At 31.4% G+C, this 22,851-nt stretch carries 14 protein-coding genes; 4 read left to right on the top strand and 10 right to left on the bottom strand.

The window, feature by feature from the left end; genetic code table 11:
• The gene (locus BVC87_RS02090; RefSeq protein WP_143569692.1) at window positions 1–3,321 is read right to left on the bottom strand and encodes an RHS repeat protein; all 3,321 of its coding nucleotides are present in this window, start codon (window positions 3,319–3,321) and stop codon (window positions 1–3) included.
• A gap of 299 nt (window positions 3,322–3,620) precedes the next feature.
• Here BVC87_RS02090 and BVC87_RS02085 point away from each other — a divergent pair, with 299 nt between their 5' ends.
• Complete coding sequence (locus tag BVC87_RS02085) at window positions 3,621–4,295, top strand: response regulator (RefSeq protein ID WP_075340693.1); 675 nt, start codon at window positions 3,621–3,623, stop codon at window positions 4,293–4,295.
• A gap of 1,089 nt (window positions 4,296–5,384) precedes the next feature.
• On the opposite strand, the gene BVC87_RS02080 is transcribed toward BVC87_RS02085, so the two are convergent.
• From BVC87_RS02080 to BVC87_RS02055, 6 genes are all read right to left on the bottom strand, one after another.
• The gene (locus tag BVC87_RS02080; RefSeq protein ID WP_075340692.1) at window positions 5,385–6,650 is read right to left on the bottom strand and encodes a hypothetical protein; all 1,266 of its coding nucleotides are present in this window, start codon (window positions 6,648–6,650) and stop codon (window positions 5,385–5,387) included.
• Window positions 6,651–6,660: 10 nt separating this feature from the next.
• Complete coding sequence (locus tag BVC87_RS02075) at window positions 6,661–7,419, bottom strand: ABC transporter ATP-binding protein (RefSeq protein WP_099098827.1); 759 nt, start codon at window positions 7,417–7,419, stop codon at window positions 6,661–6,663.
• A gap of 83 nt (window positions 7,420–7,502) precedes the next feature.
• Window positions 7,503–8,345 (bottom strand): ABC transporter ATP-binding protein, encoded by an 843-nt coding sequence (locus tag BVC87_RS02070; protein WP_075340690.1) that lies wholly within the window; start codon window positions 8,343–8,345, stop codon window positions 7,503–7,505.
• A gap of 36 nt (window positions 8,346–8,381) precedes the next feature.
• Window positions 8,382–9,476, bottom strand: coding sequence for an ABC transporter permease (locus tag BVC87_RS02065; protein WP_075340689.1), 1,095 nt, complete (start codon window positions 9,474–9,476; stop codon window positions 8,382–8,384).
• Between the two features lie 36 nt (window positions 9,477–9,512).
• Window positions 9,513–10,892: a CmpA/NrtA family ABC transporter substrate-binding protein gene (locus BVC87_RS02060; protein ID WP_075340688.1), complete on the bottom strand. Its 1,380-nt coding sequence runs from the start codon at window positions 10,890–10,892 to the stop codon at window positions 9,513–9,515.
• Window positions 10,893–11,138: 246 nt separating this feature from the next.
• A complete protein-coding gene (locus BVC87_RS02055; RefSeq protein ID WP_234974620.1) occupies window positions 11,139–11,870 on the bottom strand; it encodes a Crp/Fnr family transcriptional regulator in 732 nt (243 codons plus the stop codon).
• Window positions 11,871–12,082: 212 nt separating this feature from the next.
• On the opposite strand from BVC87_RS02055, the gene BVC87_RS02050 reads away from it, so the two are divergent.
• From BVC87_RS02050 to mobA, 3 genes are all read left to right on the top strand, one after another.
• The gene (locus tag BVC87_RS02050; protein ID WP_075340687.1) at window positions 12,083–13,261 is read left to right on the top strand and encodes a molybdopterin molybdotransferase MoeA; all 1,179 of its coding nucleotides are present in this window, start codon (window positions 12,083–12,085) and stop codon (window positions 13,259–13,261) included.
• A 226-nt stretch (window positions 13,262–13,487) separates the two neighbouring features.
• Window positions 13,488–13,826 (top strand): winged helix-turn-helix domain-containing protein, encoded by a 339-nt coding sequence (locus tag BVC87_RS02045; RefSeq protein WP_075340686.1) that lies wholly within the window; start codon window positions 13,488–13,490, stop codon window positions 13,824–13,826.
• Window positions 13,827–13,836: 10 nt separating this feature from the next.
• Window positions 13,837–14,424, top strand: a complete 588-nt coding sequence (gene mobA / locus BVC87_RS02040) for a molybdenum cofactor guanylyltransferase (protein WP_159439303.1) — start codon at window positions 13,837–13,839, stop codon at window positions 14,422–14,424.
• 664 nt (window positions 14,425–15,088) lie between these two features.
• Here mobA and BVC87_RS02035 read toward each other — a convergent pair.
• The 3 genes from BVC87_RS02035 to BVC87_RS02025 form a co-directional block, all read right to left on the bottom strand.
• Window positions 15,089–16,516 (bottom strand): rubredoxin domain-containing protein, encoded by a 1,428-nt coding sequence (locus tag BVC87_RS02035; RefSeq protein WP_075340684.1) that lies wholly within the window; start codon window positions 16,514–16,516, stop codon window positions 15,089–15,091.
• Entirely contained in the window at window positions 16,516–20,022 is a 3,507-nt protein-coding gene (locus BVC87_RS02030) for a nitrate reductase (RefSeq protein WP_075340683.1), read from the bottom strand. Before BVC87_RS02030 ends, BVC87_RS02035 begins: the two co-directional genes overlap by 1 nt.
• A gap of 311 nt (window positions 20,023–20,333) precedes the next feature.
• Window positions 20,334–22,769, bottom strand: coding sequence for a porin family protein (locus BVC87_RS02025; RefSeq protein ID WP_234974619.1), 2,436 nt, complete (start codon window positions 22,767–22,769; stop codon window positions 20,334–20,336).
• Window positions 22,770–22,851: the final 82 nt, after the last annotated feature.

The following is a 22,851-nucleotide window of genomic DNA, read 5'->3' as shown; positions in this document are numbered from 1 at the left end:
TTATTGATTTTTATAGTGGTACACATTTTCTTTTAAGATTTGTCCTTCCGCATTTTTAACAAATTTCAAACGATTGAACTCATCATATTCATAATACACAACTTCTCCTCTAGGATCGGTAATACTAGTGACTCCAATTAAAGGATCGTAGGTAAAGAATGTAATTTGAGCATTCTTTAATGCTGTTAATTGATGTAACTTGTTTAGTTGCTTACGTAAATTTCCTTCTTTACCAACATAGCCTTGAGTTCTATCGTTATCTATATTTGAAGCCGCTTGTATAGGATTGATATACGTATCAGGAATATCACTGACTTTAGCTCCTTCAATTTTAGCAACGGGTTGGGTTTGATCATATCCCCAGATATAAACTATATGAGTACCATCAGCTTTACTAACTTCAATTGGATTTCTTCTATTGTCATATTTGTGATATACAATACGATCTTCGTATCCTTGGCTATTTTTCTTAGTTTGAATTATACTTGGTAGAACACCTGTATACACCGTGTTTTGTCCACTTAAAGTAGTGGTAGTACTTCCTACTTTTTTAAGAGTTTCCGTTTTAATCGGTTCGGTAACTCGGTTTTCATTAAGTAATGCTGTATTGTTTAACTCATGCGCATACCATGTATTGGTAATTAACGTTTCTTCTTTACTATTAGTAGTCTCTACCTGTGTAGGCTGTTGATGTAATGGATTAGCATACTTGTACTTTGTTGTTGTAGTAATAGGATTTTCTCCATTAATATCAAATACTCTACTAATTTCACTATCTAAATATTTCCAACGTTTGATCATGCTAAAGCTGGTAATATCAAAAAGATGAATTCTTTTAGCAGGGTCTTCTAAAAAAGCAGAAGCATCTCTTAATGATCCTCTCCTTCTGATATGATATCCTATAAATTCATCATCTAAACGATCATCATATTCATACATCCACTGCTTAGTGCTCAATGTTAAAAAGTGATTTCCCCTCTTTGTAAATACGTGTTCTTCTAGTTTATCACCTAAACCAAAATGATTCGTCAGTGGAGTACCTGGAATATACATACCATGAATACTTATATTTCCTAATTCAGTTCGTCTGGCAACACTAAATTTATGAATAGTACCTCCTTCGGTATAGTTTTCACCTAATTCTTCAATTACCGTATGGTATCCCATATGAGGTCCGCTATAGGTAGGAAAAGCGGAATTAGATAAAATGGTGGTATAACGACCAAATTCATTATTTCCTAATTGGCTAGTTCTGTAACATTCATTTACCAAGACACTAGATTTCCAACTTTTTAATAATGCTCCTGAAGATAAATTTTGTTTTTCTAAAGTGTTATAATGGTATTTTTTTGCTTGTAATAAAGTATGGGTATAATCGAAATTTTCTACTTTACCTATACGGCCACCACCAGCTTCTTTATTTACCTCTACAGTAATAGGTTCTTCATTATAATAACTTATATTAAACCCCGCCTTTGTATTGGCTCTAGTAACCGATAGCGTAAATTCGTATGAATGATTTTTTAGTAATCGTACTTTATAAGGCAAACCTGTATCTTCTAGATAAATTGTAATTCCTGATGATGTGGCTGTACCCTTACATGCAGGCTCAATATTTGGGACATACCTCCACATACATACATCATACTTATTTGTTGTAATGTCTTTTATTTTAAATAAAAATTGAAAAGTATCTAATGTTAACGTTGGATTTCCAAAACCTTCTTCAATCAATTCTCTTAAAAAACTTAAGTCAGCCCACTGATCAAAAGCTACATCAGATATTACAACTTTGTTAGATGCTGTAACCCCATTATTGGAAGTTTGCGCCCACTTTGTTTCGTGTATTTGATCTGGATATTGTTTTTCAAAGATAGAATATGTGTTAGGTTCAAAATGTAGTGTAGAATATCCTTTAGTAGGATAAATGATTTTGTTTAGTAACCCATATGAATAAAAACGAGATGTTTTATCTGCAGGATTAAAATTTGTAAATCTATTTCTATAGTCTAATTGAGAAGCTACAAGGGTAAGTGTTTCATCATCTATTAAACTTAAATTATTTTTACCATTATAAAATCCCCAATAATCTTGTGAAAATGAAAATCGTGCTGGTAATTTGTGAGGCTCATAATATTCAAATACATGTGGTTTTTTAGATACATTATCTGCATTTTGTTCCGTAATACGATCTAAATAAAAGCGAATTCCATCTGAGTTTTCGGTATGATAATATGGACTAGGTGCAACACTAGTAGTATAGCTTTTGTAAGCTAATAAATGCTTTTTAATTACTGCGTTGTTTTGATTACGGATAGTGATTTTATCTAGCTTATCCATACCATTTGGCATACCTGCTTTTTGAGAATATGAAAATTCAACATCTTGGATATCTGACCGAATGGCTTTTAAATAACACATAGCTGCTGTTGTTCTTAATTTACATGGAGTATCGTGTGGATTTCTACTACAAGAAACCCTACTTTGATTACTATCTCTAGATATACTTTGGGTTACTCCTGTATCATAATACACTGTTTTCTTTTGATATTCAAAATCTATTGTTCTACTACTAGGTAGTTTTATTTCTTTTAAATACCATGCATTAGCTACAAAATGAGGTGAGTTTTTATATGGAGTTTCACCACAAGACGAACTACTTTTACTACGTTCTATAGCATTACTATCACCACCAAAAGTATACACAATACCAGTTGGGTCGGTAATTACGAAGGTTAATTCATAATCTATTAATTGTATATCTATTAATAATGGTGAGGCTTCCATTAATACCACCGTTCTATTTGAAATAATACCATTAGCATCTTGTTTTAAGAAAAAACTACCAGAATATCCATTAAAATTAAATGTAAACACATCAGGCTGGTGATCGTATCCATCTTCTCCACTAGTTGCTGTATTGATCTGTAAAAAATTAAGCATTTCTGGAGTATACAATTTTGTTTCTGGATCAGGCATAATCACTTGATTAACCTCTTCATCAGGCTCATCATTTACTCTTCTGGTTATAACTCCATTGGCTATTAAATCCCAGCCTAAACCTACAGGAGAAGAATATTGATCTATACGTATTCCGTTAGAATTATATACTAAATTTACGGGTAATGAATACCCTTGTAAACTAATGGCTGTAATAGGAATAGCCATATTTGGCGAACCGGTAAACATACCTATAGGCACTTCTCCATACTGACCTAATGAATGCGCATTGGGTGTCGGCGGTACTATATTTGGAAGCTCTTGCGCATATCCAATGCATACCAATAACATCATAACGATGTTTACTACAAATTTTCTCATAAAATATTTGATTTTAGCAATTTATGTTAATGTAACAATCTTTATTTTTTTCATTACAAAGGTAATATTAATCTTGAAACCATAAAATAAAAAACATCACTTTTTACATAAATGGTAATAATAAACACACAAAAAGTAAGAAATACTATATAATTAGCCATTGATAATGATTATTTATTTTTAGGCCGTAATAATTTTCGGTCACTCTTCTCTACAACTCAATTCATATAAATCCTTAAAAAAGTAGTTTGTCTTCTGATTTGTTTCTAATTATATTTGTTGATTAATGTATATACTTTATGGGAACTATTAATGTTGTTTTGGTAGACGATCATGTTTTGGTTAGGAATGGTATAAAAGCATTACTAGAAGATCAGGAAAAGATTAATGTGATTGATGAAGCTTCTAATGGTAAAGATGCGCTAGAAATTGTAAAAAGCTTACAAGAAGGTACTGTACTAATTATTGATATTAGAATGCCTGAAATGAATGGTATTGAGCTTGTTAATGAAATCAACACTCATTTTAAGGATCAAAATTTAAAAACCTTAGTACTTTCTATGCACGATTCTGAGGAATATGTGGTGCAATCCATTCAAGCTGGTGCAGATGGTTACTTGCTTAAAGGTTCTAGTAAAGAAGAATTTATTAAAGCTTTATCTAAAGTAGCGGATGGAGATAAATATTTTTCTGGAGATGTGTCTGATGCTATTATTTCTAACTTTATTAATGGAAAAAATACCTTTTTTGAGAAAAAACAAACGGATCATCAATCTAACGTTTTTAAACTTACCAAGCGTGAAACACAGATTTTAAAACTTGTATTACAGCTGAAAAACAATAAAGAAATTGCAGAAGAATTAGCCATAAGTAAACGTACTGTAGAAGTACATCGTTTTAATTTAATGAAGAAATTAAACGTGAAAAATATTATGGAACTCAGTAATAAAGCTCAGGAGTACAACTTAGTGTAATTTTCTTATACAAAAAAAGTTTACAACAAAAAGATTGAAGTTGTGTTGTTTCAATAATATAATATGATTTACAGCTAAAAATTTCATACATACTTCCATGGTGATTATGAAAATAGAAGAAATTAAAAGTAATAGTGGATTTTAGATAGAAAATCGTATCGAAAAAGGCTATTTTAATCACTATAAAGATTGTTCTCGATACAAAATTCTTTTCAGAATTTCACCATCACCAACACCTTTGGTAAGAATTAAAAAACAGACACTTAGACCAGCACTCCAAATAATGTATATTTTCCCTCCTTTGTCTACCATATAACTAAGTTATAAAGATTCGTGATTTTTTTAGCTTCCTTGTTCATTTTTTTGCTTGTCCAAAAAAAGCCTTCGACTGCGCTCAGGATAAACCAAGCCAAAAAAAGGACACTTCTTCAATGAATTTTTTAGCAAATGCTAAAAACCAAATTTCATTCCTAAAATCTCTCCAAGGCTTCGATATTTTTTAACGAAATGAAATTTTATTCTGCGAAGAAGATTCAAAAGCACTGCTTTTCATCACTTTATAATATATTTTGTTATTTAAAATTAGTATCAATAGATCTTTTTAAGTAAAATATCATTACAATCGTTTCACCAATTTTTTGTCGGGAGTCTTGAGTTGTAAAGTGATAAGTTTTTTTTAGACAAAAGTTTAAAGTAGCTTGAGTTTAACATAATTTTACCTTGAACTTATTGTAAATAAGGAAACCATTGCAAAGAAGTGTAACAGATAAAGTAATCTTTTCCTCAAAACTGGATTTTCGTTATTAAATTAATAGATTACTTCTTCACTTCACTATGTTTCGCTTATCGTAATGACGTGATTCATTGATTTACATGTTAAACATGTATTTTTAAATAGAACTCACATTATTTAGCTTTTATAGCTATCATTTGTGATAAATATTCTCTAATCTTATGTAAAAAAAGGTAGTATCTTATGTAAGAAACTACCTTTAATCCAAACAAATAATTTAAAATCACATCGTTTGTCTCCCGATTCAAAATGAAATCGTAAAGTATCTTTGAAGGGTACTTTAAAATTTAATAATGTTATTTTTTAGTTCCGTTGAAAAGTTTAGGCTTAATAATTAACATTGCCCATGCCCAATTTTGGAAGTCTTTAGCAACTGGGTTTCCTGCTGGATTTGGAAAATCATCGCTCTCAAAGAATTGAGAGTATCCTGCTACTAATTTGAATCCTTTGAATTTTTTAGCTAATACTAAATCTATTTCTTGACCTAATGTATTTGCATTTCCAGATTCTTCCGTAAAATTGTGTCCTTTTAATGTTAAATTATAACCTTTTCCTAAGTTGAATTTTGCTCCTAAATTGATATCTACTAACCCGTTACCAACCGCGTGGTTTCCTACATAAAAACGATCCATTAAACCGTTGAATTTATGGTTAGTTCCATATAATGGAAAGAACCCCGGACCATTATCTCCTGCACCGGAAATGATTTCTCCTCCAGCTAATACAGTAATTTTATCTGAAGCTTTATATGTTGCATCTAAACTTGCTAAATAAGCGCCTTCTACTGGAATATCCGAAAGTCCATCTCCACTAATTCTATCTCCATCTTGGAAATATGCATTAGCTGCTAAACCAAACTTACCAAATGCTCCTTTGATATGAACACCTCCAGTAAATAAACCTGCTTTATTTTCTTGTCCATTTTGAAACACATTACCTAATAATAAAGCACTTACACTAACGTTTCCAAATTTCTTATTAGCATGAATAAAAGCTAATTCTCTGTAGCTAAATAATGCTGCAGTATCTACAATATTATCTCCTGCAAAATCCCCATTAGTATTAAGAGAATACCCCGCATCTATAGCAAATCCATTGTCTTTAAATTTTAATATTCCAACATCATGAGTTCTTGCTTGTTGGGCCCAAGCTAAGCCTCCTAAAATCCTTTGGTCGTCATATGACAAAGGTTGTCTACCAAATTTTAATCTCCACTTATCCGATAATTTCAGATCTACCCAAGCTTCTTGAATTCTGAAATTTCCATTTCCTGCTGCAGAAATCTGCGGTCTATCACCAAACTGAAAAACTTCTTGTACGCCTAAGTATACTGTGTAAGTTTCAGTCAAGTATTTAGCATTTAATGCTGCTCTAACTGATGTTCCTAAATATGGAGTTGTACCTTCACGTCCTGATGTAGTTCCGCCAGGTTGGTATCTATAATTGAATCCGTTTCCAAATAACTCCGTACGCGGTCTAAATTCACCTTCTAAAATGAACTGTGCGTTAGCAAACTCTATACACATTGCTATCAGACTAAATAAAATAAGTTTGTTTCTCATGTTTTAGTTTTTAATGTTCTAAAAAATCTATTAAATGTTTCCTGTAACGATAATAATCGTCATGCTCCAGGACTGTTTTTCTTGTTCTTGGTCTTTCAAAATCTATCTCCAACACATCTCCTATCTTAGCTTTAGGACCGCTAGTCATCATTACTACTCTATCTGCTAAAAAGATAGCTTCATCTACATCGTGGGTAATCATAACTGCCGTAATTTTTTCTTTATTCCAAATTTCAATTAGAATATCTTGAAGTTCGCCTCTTGTTAAAGAATCTAACATTCCAAAAGGCTCATCTAGCAATAACACTTTCGGCTTAATAGCAAAAGCTCTTGCTATTCCTACACGTTGCTGCATACCTTGAGATAAATCACTTGCTTTTTTATGAAACGCATCTTCTAAACCTACTTTTTGTAAATAGTACTTGGCTATATCGTTACGTTGTGCTTTTGTAGCGTGAGGAAATACTTGATTTACCCCTAGTAATACATTTTGTAAAGATGTCATCCAAGGCATTAAACTCGGTGCTTGAAAAATAACTCCTCTGTCTGGTCCTGGACCTTTAATTGGTTTTCCTAACACTGAAATACTACCTCCTGTGATTTCATTTAAACCTGCTATCATTGAAAGCATTGTTGTTTTACCACAACCAGAATGACCGATTATAGTTACAAACTCTTCTTTCATGATTTGAAGATTCAAATCTTCTAAAACAACGTATTCTCCTTTGGGGGTTGGATAAACCTTTTTAAGATTTTTTAAATCCAACATCAACTCTTTAGTTTCTATTTCGGGGGCAGTTTGAGTTATTATATGTGTTTCTGCTTCTAATATACTCATTTTTATAATTTTAATTATAATCTAACAAAACTCTTAGGCGCTAAATCTGGTAATATATAAGTACTTTGTTGTTCAGATTTACGCCCTTCACCTATACCCATTAGGTATTCAATAATTGCATTTCTTGTTGTTTTATAAATCGGATTGTCATTTAACTCCGTCTTATCTCTTGGTCTTTCAATATCTATTTTAAACTCCGGGCCTAAAGTTGCATTAGGTCCTGGACGTAAAGGAATAATTCGATCTGCCATGTAAATACCTTCATCTACATCATTGGTTATTAGCAAGGCTGTTCTTTTATCTTTACCCCAAATGTTCAGAATTTGATCTTGAAGATTTCCTCTTGTTAATGCATCTAAAGCTCCTAAAGGCTCATCCATGATAATCATATCTGGCTTCATGGAAAGTGCACGAGCTACAGCTACACGTTGTCTCATTCCTCCAGATAATTCTTTAGGAAGTTTATTGATAGCTGGTGTTAAACCTACCATATCTATATAATGAGCTGCTTTTCGTTTCCAAACCGCTTTTTCTCTTTTTGGAAAAGCTTCTCTAACTGCCATTAATACATTTTGTTCTACACTTAGCCACGGTAGTAAAGAATAATTCTGAAAAATAACCCCTCTTTCATGACTTGTTCCTTTTACCGGTTCTCCTTTAAATAGTACTTCTCCGCTAGTAGGTTCCAATAAACCATTAATTAAATTTACTAGCGTTGTTTTTCCACTTCCTGTAAAACCTACTATTGCTACAAATTCACCTTCCTCTATACTCAAATTGATGTTTGATAATACTTCAGTAGCATCTTTACCTTCTCCGTATGTTTTGTATATGTTTTTAAGTTCTAAATACGCCATCTTACCTTCTTTTACATTTAATTAATTAACTTAAAATTATATACCTTCACTTTTGTTGAATGACACCATATTTTGAATGGTTAACATGAATCTATCTAATAAGAATCCTATAATACCAATAACAAACATCGCTACAATAATTTTGGAGTTAGATTCACTAGATCCATTTTGGAATTCTTCCCAAACAAACGTTCCTAAACCAGGGCTTTGTGCTAATAGCTCAATAGCAATTAATACCATCCATGCCACAGATAATGTGATTCTTAATCCTGTAAAAATTAATGGTAAAGATGATGGCAATATGATTTTAAAGATCTTTTGCAACTGTCCTAATTTTAAAACTTTAGCTACATTGATGTAATCTTTATCTACTGTAGAAACTCCAACTGCTGTGTTCACCAAAGTAGCCCACATTGCACATAATCCTACACTTATAAATGAAATTAAGAATGAATTATCTGAGCTTGTTCCAATTAATAACGTTTTTACAATCATGAATACTAATAAGTACCAAACTACCGGTGAAACTGGCTTGAAAATTTGTATAAACCAGTTGATTGCATTTCGTAATGTTGGACTTAATCCTATAACAATTCCAATGGGTACAGCAATAAAGAAAGCTAACAAAAATCCTGCAAACACTGTTTTTAAACTTCTGATTACAATATCTACAAACGAAGCCCTACCTGTATATACTATTGGGGCTTTACCAGCCGCAATTCTTTTTGCATTTACAGCTGCTGTTTTGTTTTTAAAATCAAGTTTATCTTGTTTTACTACATAATAGTCATTTACTAATGTAATTACTGATGCCCAAACTTGAGTTGGAGATGGTAATGTATTGGTTTGACATGTAGATTCATTAGAAGCAAAGCAAGCTTGTAAAGCATTAGCAGCAGCCTGACCTTGATCTGTAAGTGCTTTTTCTACTCTAAAATTAATCTCTCTCTGACGCAATGCTTCTGCGCCAAGATACCATATTCCAATAAATGCAACTATTGAAATTACTGGGACAATAATTTTTTTCAGATTAAATGTTGGGGTTTTAAATTGTAGCTTAGATAATACAACTTTAATCCCTTCTAGCCATTTTGCTTCTTCTGATTTGCTTACTGTTACACTCTGCTTCATGATCTTAAACTTTTGTAGGTTATTTTATATTCTTCTTTATTTGTCTTTGTTTCCTATAGCGAAACTGTTAATGTATCCTATTGGATCTTTAGCATCATACGACTTCCCATCAATAAAATCAGTAGTAGCCGGTTTATATCCATCCGTAGTTGGTATATCTGTAGCAGGAATCTTTCCTTCTTTTACTAATAACCCTGCTGCTTTTTTCCAGATATCTGGTCTATAAATTTTTTGAATTGTTTCTGAATACCATGCTGCTGGTTTTGTTTCAGGAATTTGTCCCCAACGACGCATTTGAGTTAAAAACCAAATTCCATCTGAGTAAAAAGGATAAGTAGCATGATACTTATAGAATACATTAAAATCTGGCATTTGTCTTTTATCGTCTTTTTCAAATTCAAAAGTTCCTGTCATAGAATTCGCTAACACTACTTCATCAGCACCTACGTATTGTGGCATTGATAAAATTTTAACCGCTTCTTTTCTATTCTCTGGCTCATCTAACCATTTCCCTGCTCTAATTAAAGCTTTTGTTACTGCTACAGCTGTATTCGGGTTTTCTTCGATAAACTTTTTAGTCATAACAAATACTTTTTCTGGATTGTTTTTCCAGATATCGTAGTTTGTTGTTACCGGCACACCAATACCTTTAAATACTGCTTGTTGGTTCCATGGTTCTCCAACACAATACCCATAAATAGTACCTGATTCTAAAGTGGCTGGCATTTGTGGTGGTGGAGTTACAGATAATAATACTTCACCATCTATTTGTCCTTGAATATTATCTGCTGTATACATACCTGGATGAATACCTGCTGCTGCTAACCAGTAACGGATTTCATAGTTATGTGTAGATACTGGAAACACCATTCCCATATGAAATGATTTCCCTGATTCTTTGTATTCTTTTATTACTGGTTTTAGTGCATCTGCTTTAATAGGATGAATTAGTTTTCCATCTTCTCTTTTTGGAACATTTGGTTTCATTTTAGACCATACATCATTAGATACTGTAATACCATTTCCGTTTAAATCCATAGAATAAGTAGTTACTAAATCTGCTTGCCTTCCAAAACCTGCTCCTGCGGCAATTGGCTGTCCTGCTAACATATGAGAACCATCTAATTGACCATCTATCACTCTGTCTAATACATTTTTCCAATTTGATTGTGCTTCTACAGATACAAATAAGCCTTCATCTTCAAAATATCCTTTTTCTTTTGCAATTGCTAAAGGTGCCATATCGGTTAACTTTATAAAACCGAAAGTTAATTGTGGCTTTTCAATTTCTAATGTCGCTACTTCTGGTGTTACTTTTGATTCTGCTTTATTATCTTTTTTTTCCTTGCCCCCACAAGAAAATAATAGAACAGCTACTGATACTAGTGAAATTGTTTTTTTAAATAAAAAATTCATTGTTTTCATCTGTGAGCTTTTATACGTATTAATACTTAGTTTTTGACAAATATATAAGTAGTAATAGTTTAGTAGCATGACAAATACCATGCATTACTATTTTTTTACACCATATAAAAAACTGCGAAAAAACATGTTTTATAAAATCACGGCACAAATAAAAACAGCTAACAAACTAGTTAACTATCATTTAAACTAAACATATACAATGAAATTTTTAATGGAGTTATAGTACTTAATTACGTACTAACTATCTAAAAAGAAATTATGCTGACTGATTTCAGCCTTTAAATTATCAATATTATAAATACCAATTTTTTTTCCTCTTGTTCTAATTAATCCTTCTTTCTTTAAGGTAGATAACGTTCGAATAACTTGCTCTTCAGTAGTACCTGCATAGTCAGCATATTCTTTTCTGCTTAATACTAAATTCAAATAACCATCTGTATCACCAAACTTTCTATTGATATATAATATACTATCTATAACACGCTCTCTTACGGTCATTTGAGATATAGTTTTTACCTTACTCTCACTTCTATTTAACTCATTTGCATAAAATAACATCATATCATATGCTAGCTTTGCATTGTTTAATAATGCTTCTTGTAAGAGTTCTTTAGAAAAGTAACAAAGTAAGGTGTCTTCAAGCGCAACAGCTCCTATAGGATAATGTTCTTCAGTACCAAAACCTCTATGACCGATCACTTCTCCTGATTTAGCAAAACGAACAATTTGTTCTTTTCCATTAATTCCTGTTCTAAAAACTTTTGCTGTTCCTTTAAGGATGATAAATAAGCCATTTACCATGGCACCTTCCATAATAAATTGCTGTCCTTTTTTACATTTTAAAATCTTCTTACTTTCAATGAATTTTCGATTGCTTTCAGAATTCGCATATGAATTGACTATACAATTGGTTTGTGTACAATTTATACACGTGGTTTGTAGTATTGATATTTTAGATCTTGTATGCAAAAAAATACTTTTTATGTATGAAAAGTACGTAATAATACTTAATGAACAAGTGCTTCGTATCATTTTTCTCATATCACCAAAAAAAGCACTCTTTATTTGGAAGTTTTAATTTTACATCACCTTTTTTTATCATAAATCTACCTATATTTTTTAGCTGAGTACTATTGTTATCGTTATATTTATCAAAATATAGCGATACTAAAAATAAGCATATGATTTCCATTGAAGATGCCATTCAAATCATCAAAAAACATAGTACAGTTCAACCTAAAAGCACTATAAAAACTATAGAAAAAGCTTGTGGATATTTTTTAGCTGAAGACATTTCATCTCCTATTGATATTCCTTCTTTTAATCAATCTGCAATGGATGGATATGCACTACATTATCATGATCAACCTACCTATAAGGTTATTGGAGAAGTTAAAGCTGGCGATTCTTGGAATCCTAAACTAGACAAAGGTGAATGTGTACGAATCTTTACGGGTGCTGCTGTACCTAATGATGCGAATACAGTAATTATGCAAGAAAAGGTTTCGGTAGATAATGATCTTATAAAACTTGAAGCTACTATTACCGAAGGGAAAAATATCCGATATAGAGGTGAACAGCTTCAAAAAAATGAAATAGCACTATCTAAAGGTACTAAAATTACTCCAGCAGTTGTAGGTTTACTATATTCTTTAGGCATAAATGAAGTATCTGTATTCAAAAAACCTAGCATTGTCATAATTTCTACTGGAAATGAATTACTACAAATTAATGATAGTTTAAGTCATGGTAAAATCTATGAAAGTAATTCTAAAATGCTATTGAGCTGTCTATATAGTTTAAAGTTTTATGATGTTACCACCTATGTAATAAAAGATAATTATCATGAGATTTTAAAAAGCGTTAAAACAAGTATAGATAGTTGTGACATCCTAATTACTACAGGTGGTATTTCTGTTGGTAAATATGATTTTATCAGATCGGTACTAGATGAAATAGGTGTTGATGCGCTTTTTTTTAAAATAGATCAAAAACCTGGAAAACCTATATTTTATGGTAAAAAGAATGATACACAGATTTTTGCTTTACCTGGAAATCCAGCTGCTGCGCTAATTTGTTTTTATATGTACGTTTATGTCGCTTTGCAGAATTTCATGGGAAAAAAGATAGTAGAGCTACCCAAAATTAAAGCTCAACTTACACATAGTTTTTTCAAAAAAGGAGATAAACCACAGTTTTTAAAGGCTAAATATACTAATAGAAAAGTAGAAATTTTAGACGGACAAAGTTCTGCGATGTTGCAAACATTTGCTATAAGTAATGCATTGGTATATATTCCGAAACAAATAAAGGAAATTAAAAAGGACGATTTAGTTGAAGTTATAGTATTACCGGTTTAAATTAATAGGAATCCTGCGTAAGAAATTCTTGTTGGTTCAAGTGATTTTTCTGAAAAATAATGAAATAAAATTGTACTTCGATTTTACTCAGCAGAACTATTGAGAACAAGACTATTACTTCTCGATACAAAATTATTTTTCATTGTATTACAAATAATTTCACTCGAAGTGACACTATTATTCTTAAACGAGATTCTCATTAGACTAATATTTATGAATACGAATTATGAAATATAAGATCAAGAGTAGAATTTGGATTGAAATAGAGGGACATGTCTTTTTAGGTGAAGGACGCATTCAATTATTAAAAGCTATAGAAAATACTGGGTCTTTATCTAAAGCTGCAAAATCAATTAACTTATCCTATAAAAAAGCATGGCATTTATTAGATTCTATGAATCAATCTGCCAAAGAACCTGTTACTGTTAATAGTATTGGAGGAAAAGGTGGTGGAGGCTCTACCTTAACCGAATATGGTAAAAATTTAATTATAGCTTTTGAACAAATAAATCAGAATTGCTGGAATTTTCTAGATAAAGAGTTAGCTAAAATTAAAGATGTTTAACGTAAACATTATGATAAAAAAAGAAAACATAACTGGTATTGTATTAGCAGGTGGAAAAAGTTCGAGAATGGGAAAAGATAAGAGCTTATTACTTCTTAAGAATAAGCCTTTAATTTCATACAGTATTGATGCTTTACTACCTGTTACTAATGAAATAATTATTGTTTCCGATTATGAAAAACATGAGGCATTAGGATATAAGAGAACTAAAGATGAAATACCTGATTTTGGACCTGTTTCAGGAATTTATTCTGGTTTAAAAGCTTCTACAACTCCTTATAATTTAATTTTGAGTTGTGATATTCCTTTAGTACAAACCAAGATACTACAAACACTATTGAATGAAATTGAAAATGATTTTGAGATTATTATGATTGAAAGCGAAAAAAAAGCAATGCCTTTAATTGCTTTGTATTCAAAAAAATGTGAAGACAAATTTTATCAAGCTATACAAAACAAACAACATAGGTTAATGCATGTTGTTTCTGAATGTAAAACCAAACGAATAGCTCTATCTGAAGAAGAAAAAATATTGACCTCAAATGTGAATACTCCTTACGAATTAGAACTTGTAAAAAATTATTTATCTCTATCCTGAGTTCCATTATTATTGATAATTAACAATTAAAACTTAAAATACTGATTATCAAAAAAAAAAAAAAAAAACCTACTATAAAGGAGGTGTATCGAGAACAATTTGTGTAACGAAAACTTCTCGATAGCCCTGCTGAACTTGATTCAGTAAAAAATTATTTTCCATTTAATTGCGAATAATTTTATTACCATTGATATCTTTATTTAAATACTGAAAAACAAATATTTATACTAATATGCAAATAAATTATATTCCTTCTCCTTTGTCTTGATACAAAGGAGCAAAAATCAAGACTGGAATGATAAGAATTTAAAAATACTACGGCATCTCCAGCCACAGATGAAAAGAACTCGCTAACGCTCAAACAGCTTTTCATCTTTCAGTCAACCCTGCTACCTTGATTTTTACAAATTCTTATCAATAGGTCCTTTTTTTAGTGACATGTCATTACAGCCGTTTCATAAAATCTTTGTCGAGCATCTCGAAGTGACATTCAACAAGTCTATTTTTTTTTTTAGAAAAACCCCTAGGTTTTTAGCATAAAACTCCAATTATTTTAATATAAATCTTGAATTCTTGCAAAAACTTATAAGACGGTTATAGTGAAGTGAAGAAGTAATTTATTAATTTAATAACAAAAAATCTCGTTTTTAAGAGAATGATTGCTTTATTTCACTAACACTTTTTTCTCGAAACTTTCTTTAGGCGCTTGACAAACTGAACATTCATATGAATCTGGTAAATCTTCAAATGGTGTATTTGGAGCTATATGTTGTGTAACATCTCCATATTCTTTATTATACACTGTTAAACATTCTGAACATTGATAGATTTCATCTTCTATAACCTCTTTTTTCTCTTTCTTTTGAGTTGTAGTATCTTTTTCTGTTCCTAATTGTTCAAAATACAGTTTACTTAATTCCATTAATAAACCTGGTAGTTCAATTTTATCAACATCTTGAACATACATAATATACTCTTGGGTATTAGGATCGAAGTTTTTTGCATGTAATAAATTATAAGAATCTCTTATCACAAAATCTCCTATGGCCTCGGGTTTTCTATTCTTTTCAATAACAATTGCTGTAAAATGATACGGATTACTGATATAATTTGTAATTCCAAAACTTAGCCCATAAGTACTTATATCATTTTGATCAAAATTGGCTACTAAATATTTCTTTAAACTCATGGCATCATCATCATTAACTGGCAAATGCCAATTTAGTTCTAACATAGAGTGCCTTACGTTAATCCCGAATCTTCCCAAAAGTTTTTCCCAATCTAGCTTTGAAGCTACAGGAATTCCTTTAACAATAAAAGATTTCCATGGCGTAATCGATATTTTACCTATTTTATTTTCATAACACAGGTCACACATTTCTTTCAAAAATTCAGTATCATAAAGATTATTTCGCCAATATAATCCTAACCAATACTTATCCCCTCTTCTATTCATTCCTTCATAATAAGGAAACGGATGAAAAGGTACTTCTAACGGCTTATCTACTGTTCTATTATTAGTCGTTATAGCATCATTTACCAATTCGAAAACAGTTTCAATAGTTTCTGGTTCTTCTATTAAAATCTTTTCTATCACATTAGCCACTTTATGTAGATCCCAACTATACACTAATGCTGGATACATTTTATTTTTTCTCCACTTAGGTAATCTAACATACAAATACCAGTAATCTTCATATTCTGAAGCAATAAAATTGATATTACCCGTGAATAATGGCACTAATCTTTGTTTAGGATCTGTAATATTGATTCGTAATTTTGGTTCATATTTAAATTGTTCTAAAACATATAAATATCTTGAACTTGTTAGCCATGATGTATTATGGAAAATGTCTGAAGCTACATAAGATGATACTACATTTTGTATCCTGTCTTTTAATGGCGTAATAATTTTAAGTGTATCATACGAAGACAATTTATTCTCATCAATATCTTTAGGAAAAATAATATCTTGTCGAGATCCAAAAGAAATTGCATTCATCCCCAATTCTTCAGCTACTTCACAAATATGTTTCAACTCTCCTGGAGATAATACTCCACCGTTAACAATTAAGCGATTTAATTTTTCCATTATGATTTAGAATTATGGAGAATTTCTCGTACTTCAGTTTTGCAACTTCCGCAACCTAAACCTGCTCCTGTTTTTTTACATAATTCTGTAAAATTAGTACATCCATTTGCTATTGCTTCTTCTATATTTCCTTGTCCTACTTGACTACAAGAACATACTAATTTTCCTAACACAGGAACACTATTAGAACTACCTCTAAGTAACGTATCCCTTTTTTCTGCCATTTCAATTTTACTTTCAATCATGGTTTTAAACTCTGCAAACTCACTTTTATCTCCCATGAGTACAGCTCCAACCAACAGATCATCTTTAATCACACATTTTTTATAATATCGTTTTGAAACATCTGTAAAGATCACCTCTTCATATTTTGAATCGTTTTCTGATATATTAACATCTCCAATGCTACATAAACTTAAATCGTTAAATTTTAAAATATTCATCAGTACAGATCCTCTATAAATACTACTCACATCCCCCGCCAAATAGTTGGCTAAAATTGTAGCCTGTTCTTCGGCGGCAGAAGTGATACCAAATAATTGATTGTTAAATTCAGCTATTTCTCCCATAGCAAAAATATTAGGGTCTGAAGATTGTAAATATTGATTTACAATAACTCCTCTTCTACATTCAATACCATTTTGTTTTGCAATTTCTATATTCGGCTTTGTTCCTATAGCATAAACAATTGCATGTGCATTTATCGTTTTACCACTTTTTAAGGTAATATTAAGCTCTTTAGTATCTTCATCATCAAAAACGGTACTCACTTCGTTATCAAAATAAATTTGAATTCCACGTTCTTGTACATCTAATGCTAACAGTTTACTAGACACTAGATCTAGCTGACGTTCCATTAAACGAGAAGCACGTTGAATAATAGTGATTTTAACGCCTTTATGCTTCATTGCTGCTGCTAGCTCTAAACCTAACAAACCTCCTCCAACAATTACAATATGTTGTTCTTCTGGAGGTAAATTAGTCGCATCTAAATATGCTTTAAACTCATCGGCATCAGTTTTATTTCTCATTGTAAAACGACCAGGTAAATTAATTTGAACATCTTTAGGTAAAAATGCTCTACTACCTGTAGCCATAACTAGCTTATCATACTTATGTGCAACTCCTTTACTATCTATAACCGTTTTATTTTCTTTATCTATTTTAGATATGGGGTTTTCTGAATAAATATTCAGATCTAATTCATCTAATTCTAACTTTTTTATTTTGGTTAGTTGATTCCAAGCTAATTCCTCTGTTACATATTCTGGAAGTAAGACTCTATTGTAAAACAGATTAGATTCTTTAGAAAATACATGAATTTCATCAGATTCATTATATTCTCTATAATTTTGAACAAATCTAAATGCTGCTGCTCCCGCTCCAATCACTATAATTTTTTCAACAGGTTTTTTATATTTTGATACTGAAACTCTTGTAAATTTAAAATCAGGCTCTTTTGAAACTGGGTCAACAACAGTTTTTGTAATATTATTTGCTCTATTTAAATCGCTTTGTAATTGTTTTCCCCAGTGCATTGGTAACATTACCACACCTTTCTTAATGTTATCGGAGATTTTAGCCCTTACTCTTACTAATCCGTTTTCTCCTTTGACTTCTACTATATCTCCATCATTAATTTTGTTCAAATGTGCATCCAGATTACTGATTTGCAACACTGGTACCGGATAATGCGTTTTAAGTCTAGAAACCTTACCAGTCCTAGTCATGGTATGCCATTGATCTCTAATTCTACCTGTGGTTAAAATTAAAGGATATTCAGAATTAACTTCTGTAATAGATTCATAATTAGATACAGGTACATTAAACTGTGCCTTTTCTGATGGTGTGTAAAATTTTTTATCTTGAAATAATCTTACAGTACCTTGATGTCTATGCTCAGGAACAGGCCATTGAAACGTTCCTTCATTTTGTAATCTATCATAATTTAGGAAAGAAACATCAATGTTAGTTCCTTTAGTCATTGATGCATATTCATCGTAAATTTCACTAGTTTCATTGTAATTAAATCCTCTGTAGCCCATTCTATTGGCAAAATCACATAGAATTTCAACATCTGGTCTGGCTTCGCCTGGAGCGTTAATTACTTTTGGTAGGTAAGAAATTCTTCGTTCAGAATTTGTCATCGTACCTTCTTTTTCTAACCATCCGGCAGCTGGTAATACGAGGTCTGCTTTTTCTACAGTGTCTGACTTGAATGAAATGTCTTGAACTACAACAAACTTTGCTTTGTCTAGTGCTTTTTCAATACGATGTGAGTTGGGTAAGCTTACCATTGGATTTGTACAAACAATCCAGATCGCTTTTAAATCACCTTTCTCCAGAGCATCAAACATTTCTGTTGCTGTTAAACCGGGTTTGGGTGAAATTTCTTCTACACCCCAAAACTCAGCTACTTCTCTCCTATGTTCTTTATTTAATAAGTTTTTATGGACTGCTAATAAATTAGCCATTCCTCCAACTTCTCTACCTCCCATTGCATTTGGTTGCCCTGTTAATGAAAAAGGTCCAGAGCCTGGCTTACCAACATGTCCGGTAATTAATGATAAGTTTAATAACGCTGTATTTTTATCTGTTCCTACCACACTCTGATTGAGCCCCATAGCCCACATACTGATAAATCCTTTTGCTGTACCAATGGTATTTGCAGCTTGCTTGATTTCCTTTTCAGTAATACGACAAATCTTTGCAGCTTGTTTAATTGATGTTTTAAAAATCAATTCTTTGTAGGCTTCAAATCCATCTGTATGCTTGTTGATAAAATCTTCGTCTATTAAGCCTCTTTTATATAGGTAATTACCTATGGCATTATACAAAAACACATCTGTTCCTGGGTGGATTTGTAAATGTAAATCAGCAAAGCTAGCGGTATCGGTTTTTACTGGATCTACTACTATAATTTTTACTCCTGGATTTTCCTCCTTATGTTTTTCTATTCTTCTAAACAAAATCGGATGACACCAAGCAGGATTGGCTCCAGTAATCAAAAAACAATCTGCCAATTCAATATCTGCATAAGCAATGGGCACACTATCTTCTCCAAAGGTTTTCTTATACCCTACAACTGCTGAACTCATACAGAGTCTAGAATTGGTATCTATGTTGTTAGTTCCTAAAAAACCTTTGGTCAATTTGTTTGCGATGTAGTATTCTTCTGTTAAACTTTGCCCTGATACATAAAAACCTACACTATCTGGACCATGCTTTTTAATGATTGAACTAAAAACTTTTGATGCTCTATCTAATGCTTGATCCCAGGTTACTCGTTCTCTTGGGTGAGATCTACTCCAACGCATTTCTGGATATAAAATCCTATCTGAAGTATCATTTACAACATAATGTAAATTCATCCCTTTAGAGCATAGCATTCCTTTGTTTACAGGATGATCTTTATCGCCTTCAACAAAAATTTTATTATTGATGTCTTTTTTTACGATAATACCACATCCTACTCCACAATAAGAACATGTCGTTTTAAATTCCATACAGTAAATACCTTATTACACAAATCTAAGTATTTATACTTAATTTTAAATAAAAGAAATACGTATTTCAAAAAAAATCTTATATTCTTATTTTCAGGGATTAAAAATAGAAAAACGTTAAAAATTCACCTTTAAAATTAAATTTTAGATAATATTATCTTCTTACAAAATAATAAATGATTGAATTAGTTAACCTTTACAGAACTGATATCTTTTAGTTATATCGGACTCACATTGACCTCTAAAAAAACTACTACCCAAGTATGGATAGTAGTTATATATAGTTCTCAAATTTAGTGATCTAAACTTATTTATGATTTAGCTGTTTTAGAAAGATCATGATACATTTTGGCAAATGCTAATTCTAAAAATATAGATACTTCTCTTTTCGTTTTGCCTTCTTCTAACATTCTAAAAACAGTATCTATGTGCTCATTTTTAAAATCATTAAAAACTCCATTAGTCTGTTTTAAATCTTGTTTTTTTAATCCTTTTAAGTTTTCAATAATATATTTATTAGCGACATAAGCCGCTTCTCTCTTTTTCAAGAATTGTAGTAATTTCTTCTTTTTTTGGCTGTGCGCTTTATTGTACATCAATTGAGCTTGATTGAATTTCTTTTCTACATTTCTTTCTATTCGTTCTGCATCTTCGTATAATTTCTTTAATCCTCTGAAACCAAGATCAAAATATGTATCTAAAAAGCCTTGGTTTTTATGTAACAGGTCTAAATAGGCAATCGCTTTCTTTTTATAGGTTCTTTTCGATTTTAATTCTCCATCAATCATTTCTTGTTTCGCCTCTCCTAATCGATCTTCAATCGTCTTTATTTTGCGTTGCTCTACAAATTGTTCTTTTTTAGCAATATCTAGAATATCAAAAGTAATTTCATTAGGTTCTCCTTCAAAAATATAGGTTTTATATGCAAAACTGAATGACTTTTTCTTCTTACTCTTCTTGTCTTTGGTAGAAGATTCTGATGAACCATTGTTTCTTCGATTACCTCCTAATCCTTTAATTCCTGTTAAATCAAATGCATAACTATATCCGAATGTAACTGTCAAATCTTGTGTATTTCGATCTGAAACACTTCTAAATAATTGAATAGCACTCAAATTAAAGTTGTGTTTTTTTCTATAAATGTAATTTGCACTTAGTCTAATATTTGTCGCTTTTGTATCATTCGTTTTTCCTTTACTTTGATTATATGATGTACTAAACGTAGTATTTAATTTATCTTGTAAAAATTTCTTACTAACCGCAGCTGTTGGTCCCCAAGTAAAAGCTTCTTCTGTACCTATTGTATTATAGGTTGTGTTTAAAGCAGAAGTAATATTAATTTTTTGCTGTGGTAAACCTAAAGTATAGGAAGTATTAAAATTATGAAAGGTCGAACCATCTCCAATTCTAACAATTCCATTTTCTTCATTTGCTACGGTAGCTAATGAATAATTTGTATTTAAATTTTGTCTTCTTTGCTTACTATTTTCTATGATGTAGCCTACGTTTACATTTGCATTTTGAGAAAGTTGTTTAAAATCGAATAATTCATCTTGATTATCTGCAAGATTATCATCATTAATATTGTCAAACTGATCTAATCTACTATTTGTAAATGTCGTAAAATTCGAATAACTCCCCGAAATATTGATCTTTTCATTTAAAGCATATGTCGCATTTACACTACCAATGGTTCTATTGGTACTTGTTTCCTTTTGATTTTCGAGATCGTCTCGTTGGTATCCTACATTGAAAGATAGGTTTACCTTATTTCTAAAAATAGACGTTGTACCATTTAAAGTGATATTTTCAAAATCATTATTAAAGAAATATCCTCCTAAAGTTTGGTAGCCAGGATCAATTCTTTCATACCCAACTCCGAAACTAAATTTATCAAAAGCGTATTCTAGTTGTGTGTTGTATGCGTTATAAAACTCTGTAGAACCTCTGTTATTGAAAAACAATCCTGCAATTCCTTGGTTTGTATCACTTTCCGTTGCTCTTAAGTCTTGTGTTATTGCCGTAGACGCAAACTCTCCTTTCACTCGTAAACCATCCATAATACTTACACCCCCTTTCATGCTCACTACTAAATTTTCTTTGGGTAAAACGTTCTTTTCTTCTGGAATAGCACTAATAGAATTTATTTCATCTTTGGCATAAAATCCAATTACTTCAACACTGTACTTATCTTTTTCGTACCCAATTTTAGCACCGTATCCCATTCTTCTAAAAGCAGGTTGTGTTCTATTATCTTCATCATCTTCGGTAGCTTGCAATAAACGACCACTCATAGCAGAAAATGTAAAACCTCCATTTGGTGTTAATTCAACTCCTCCTCCAGTAAACTGATGCCCCGCTAAGGTGTAAGGTGAGAATGTCATGGTAACATCTCCAATATGTGCTTGAATCCATTTATATTTTGGATGTAAACTTAAGCGGTTGAAGTTAAAAGGCAATTGATATTCTAAATCTTCTCCTTGATTGGAAAAACTATAACTTACAGGTACCGAAAACTCGTACACACTAAAGTTTAATGTTCCTTGTAAAAAATACGTAAATGGTGCTCTAGATGAATTCTGACTCGAATTATAAAACACTGAATTCGCCGCAATATTTCCATTTACTTTTAATGGCGACCCTTTTCCTATATTTTCAAAATCTATTTGTTGTCCCCTAACTGTAAACACTCCAAAAAATCCCCCAAATACAAGTAGTAAAACTACTTTATATATTATTTTCATCATTCTATTTGTAAACTTTCTCTTTTATTATTCTATACTACATTTTTCTAAATCACTCACTTGAATCCTGTAATTGTTTTTCACT

The sequence above is a fragment of the Tenacibaculum agarivorans genome (genome assembly GCF_001936575.1).
GTDB lineage: Bacteria > Bacteroidota > Bacteroidia > Flavobacteriales > Flavobacteriaceae > Polaribacter > Polaribacter agarivorans.
The sequence above is the reverse complement of the archived record's forward strand: the minus strand, read 5'-3'. Positions and strand labels throughout refer to the sequence as shown.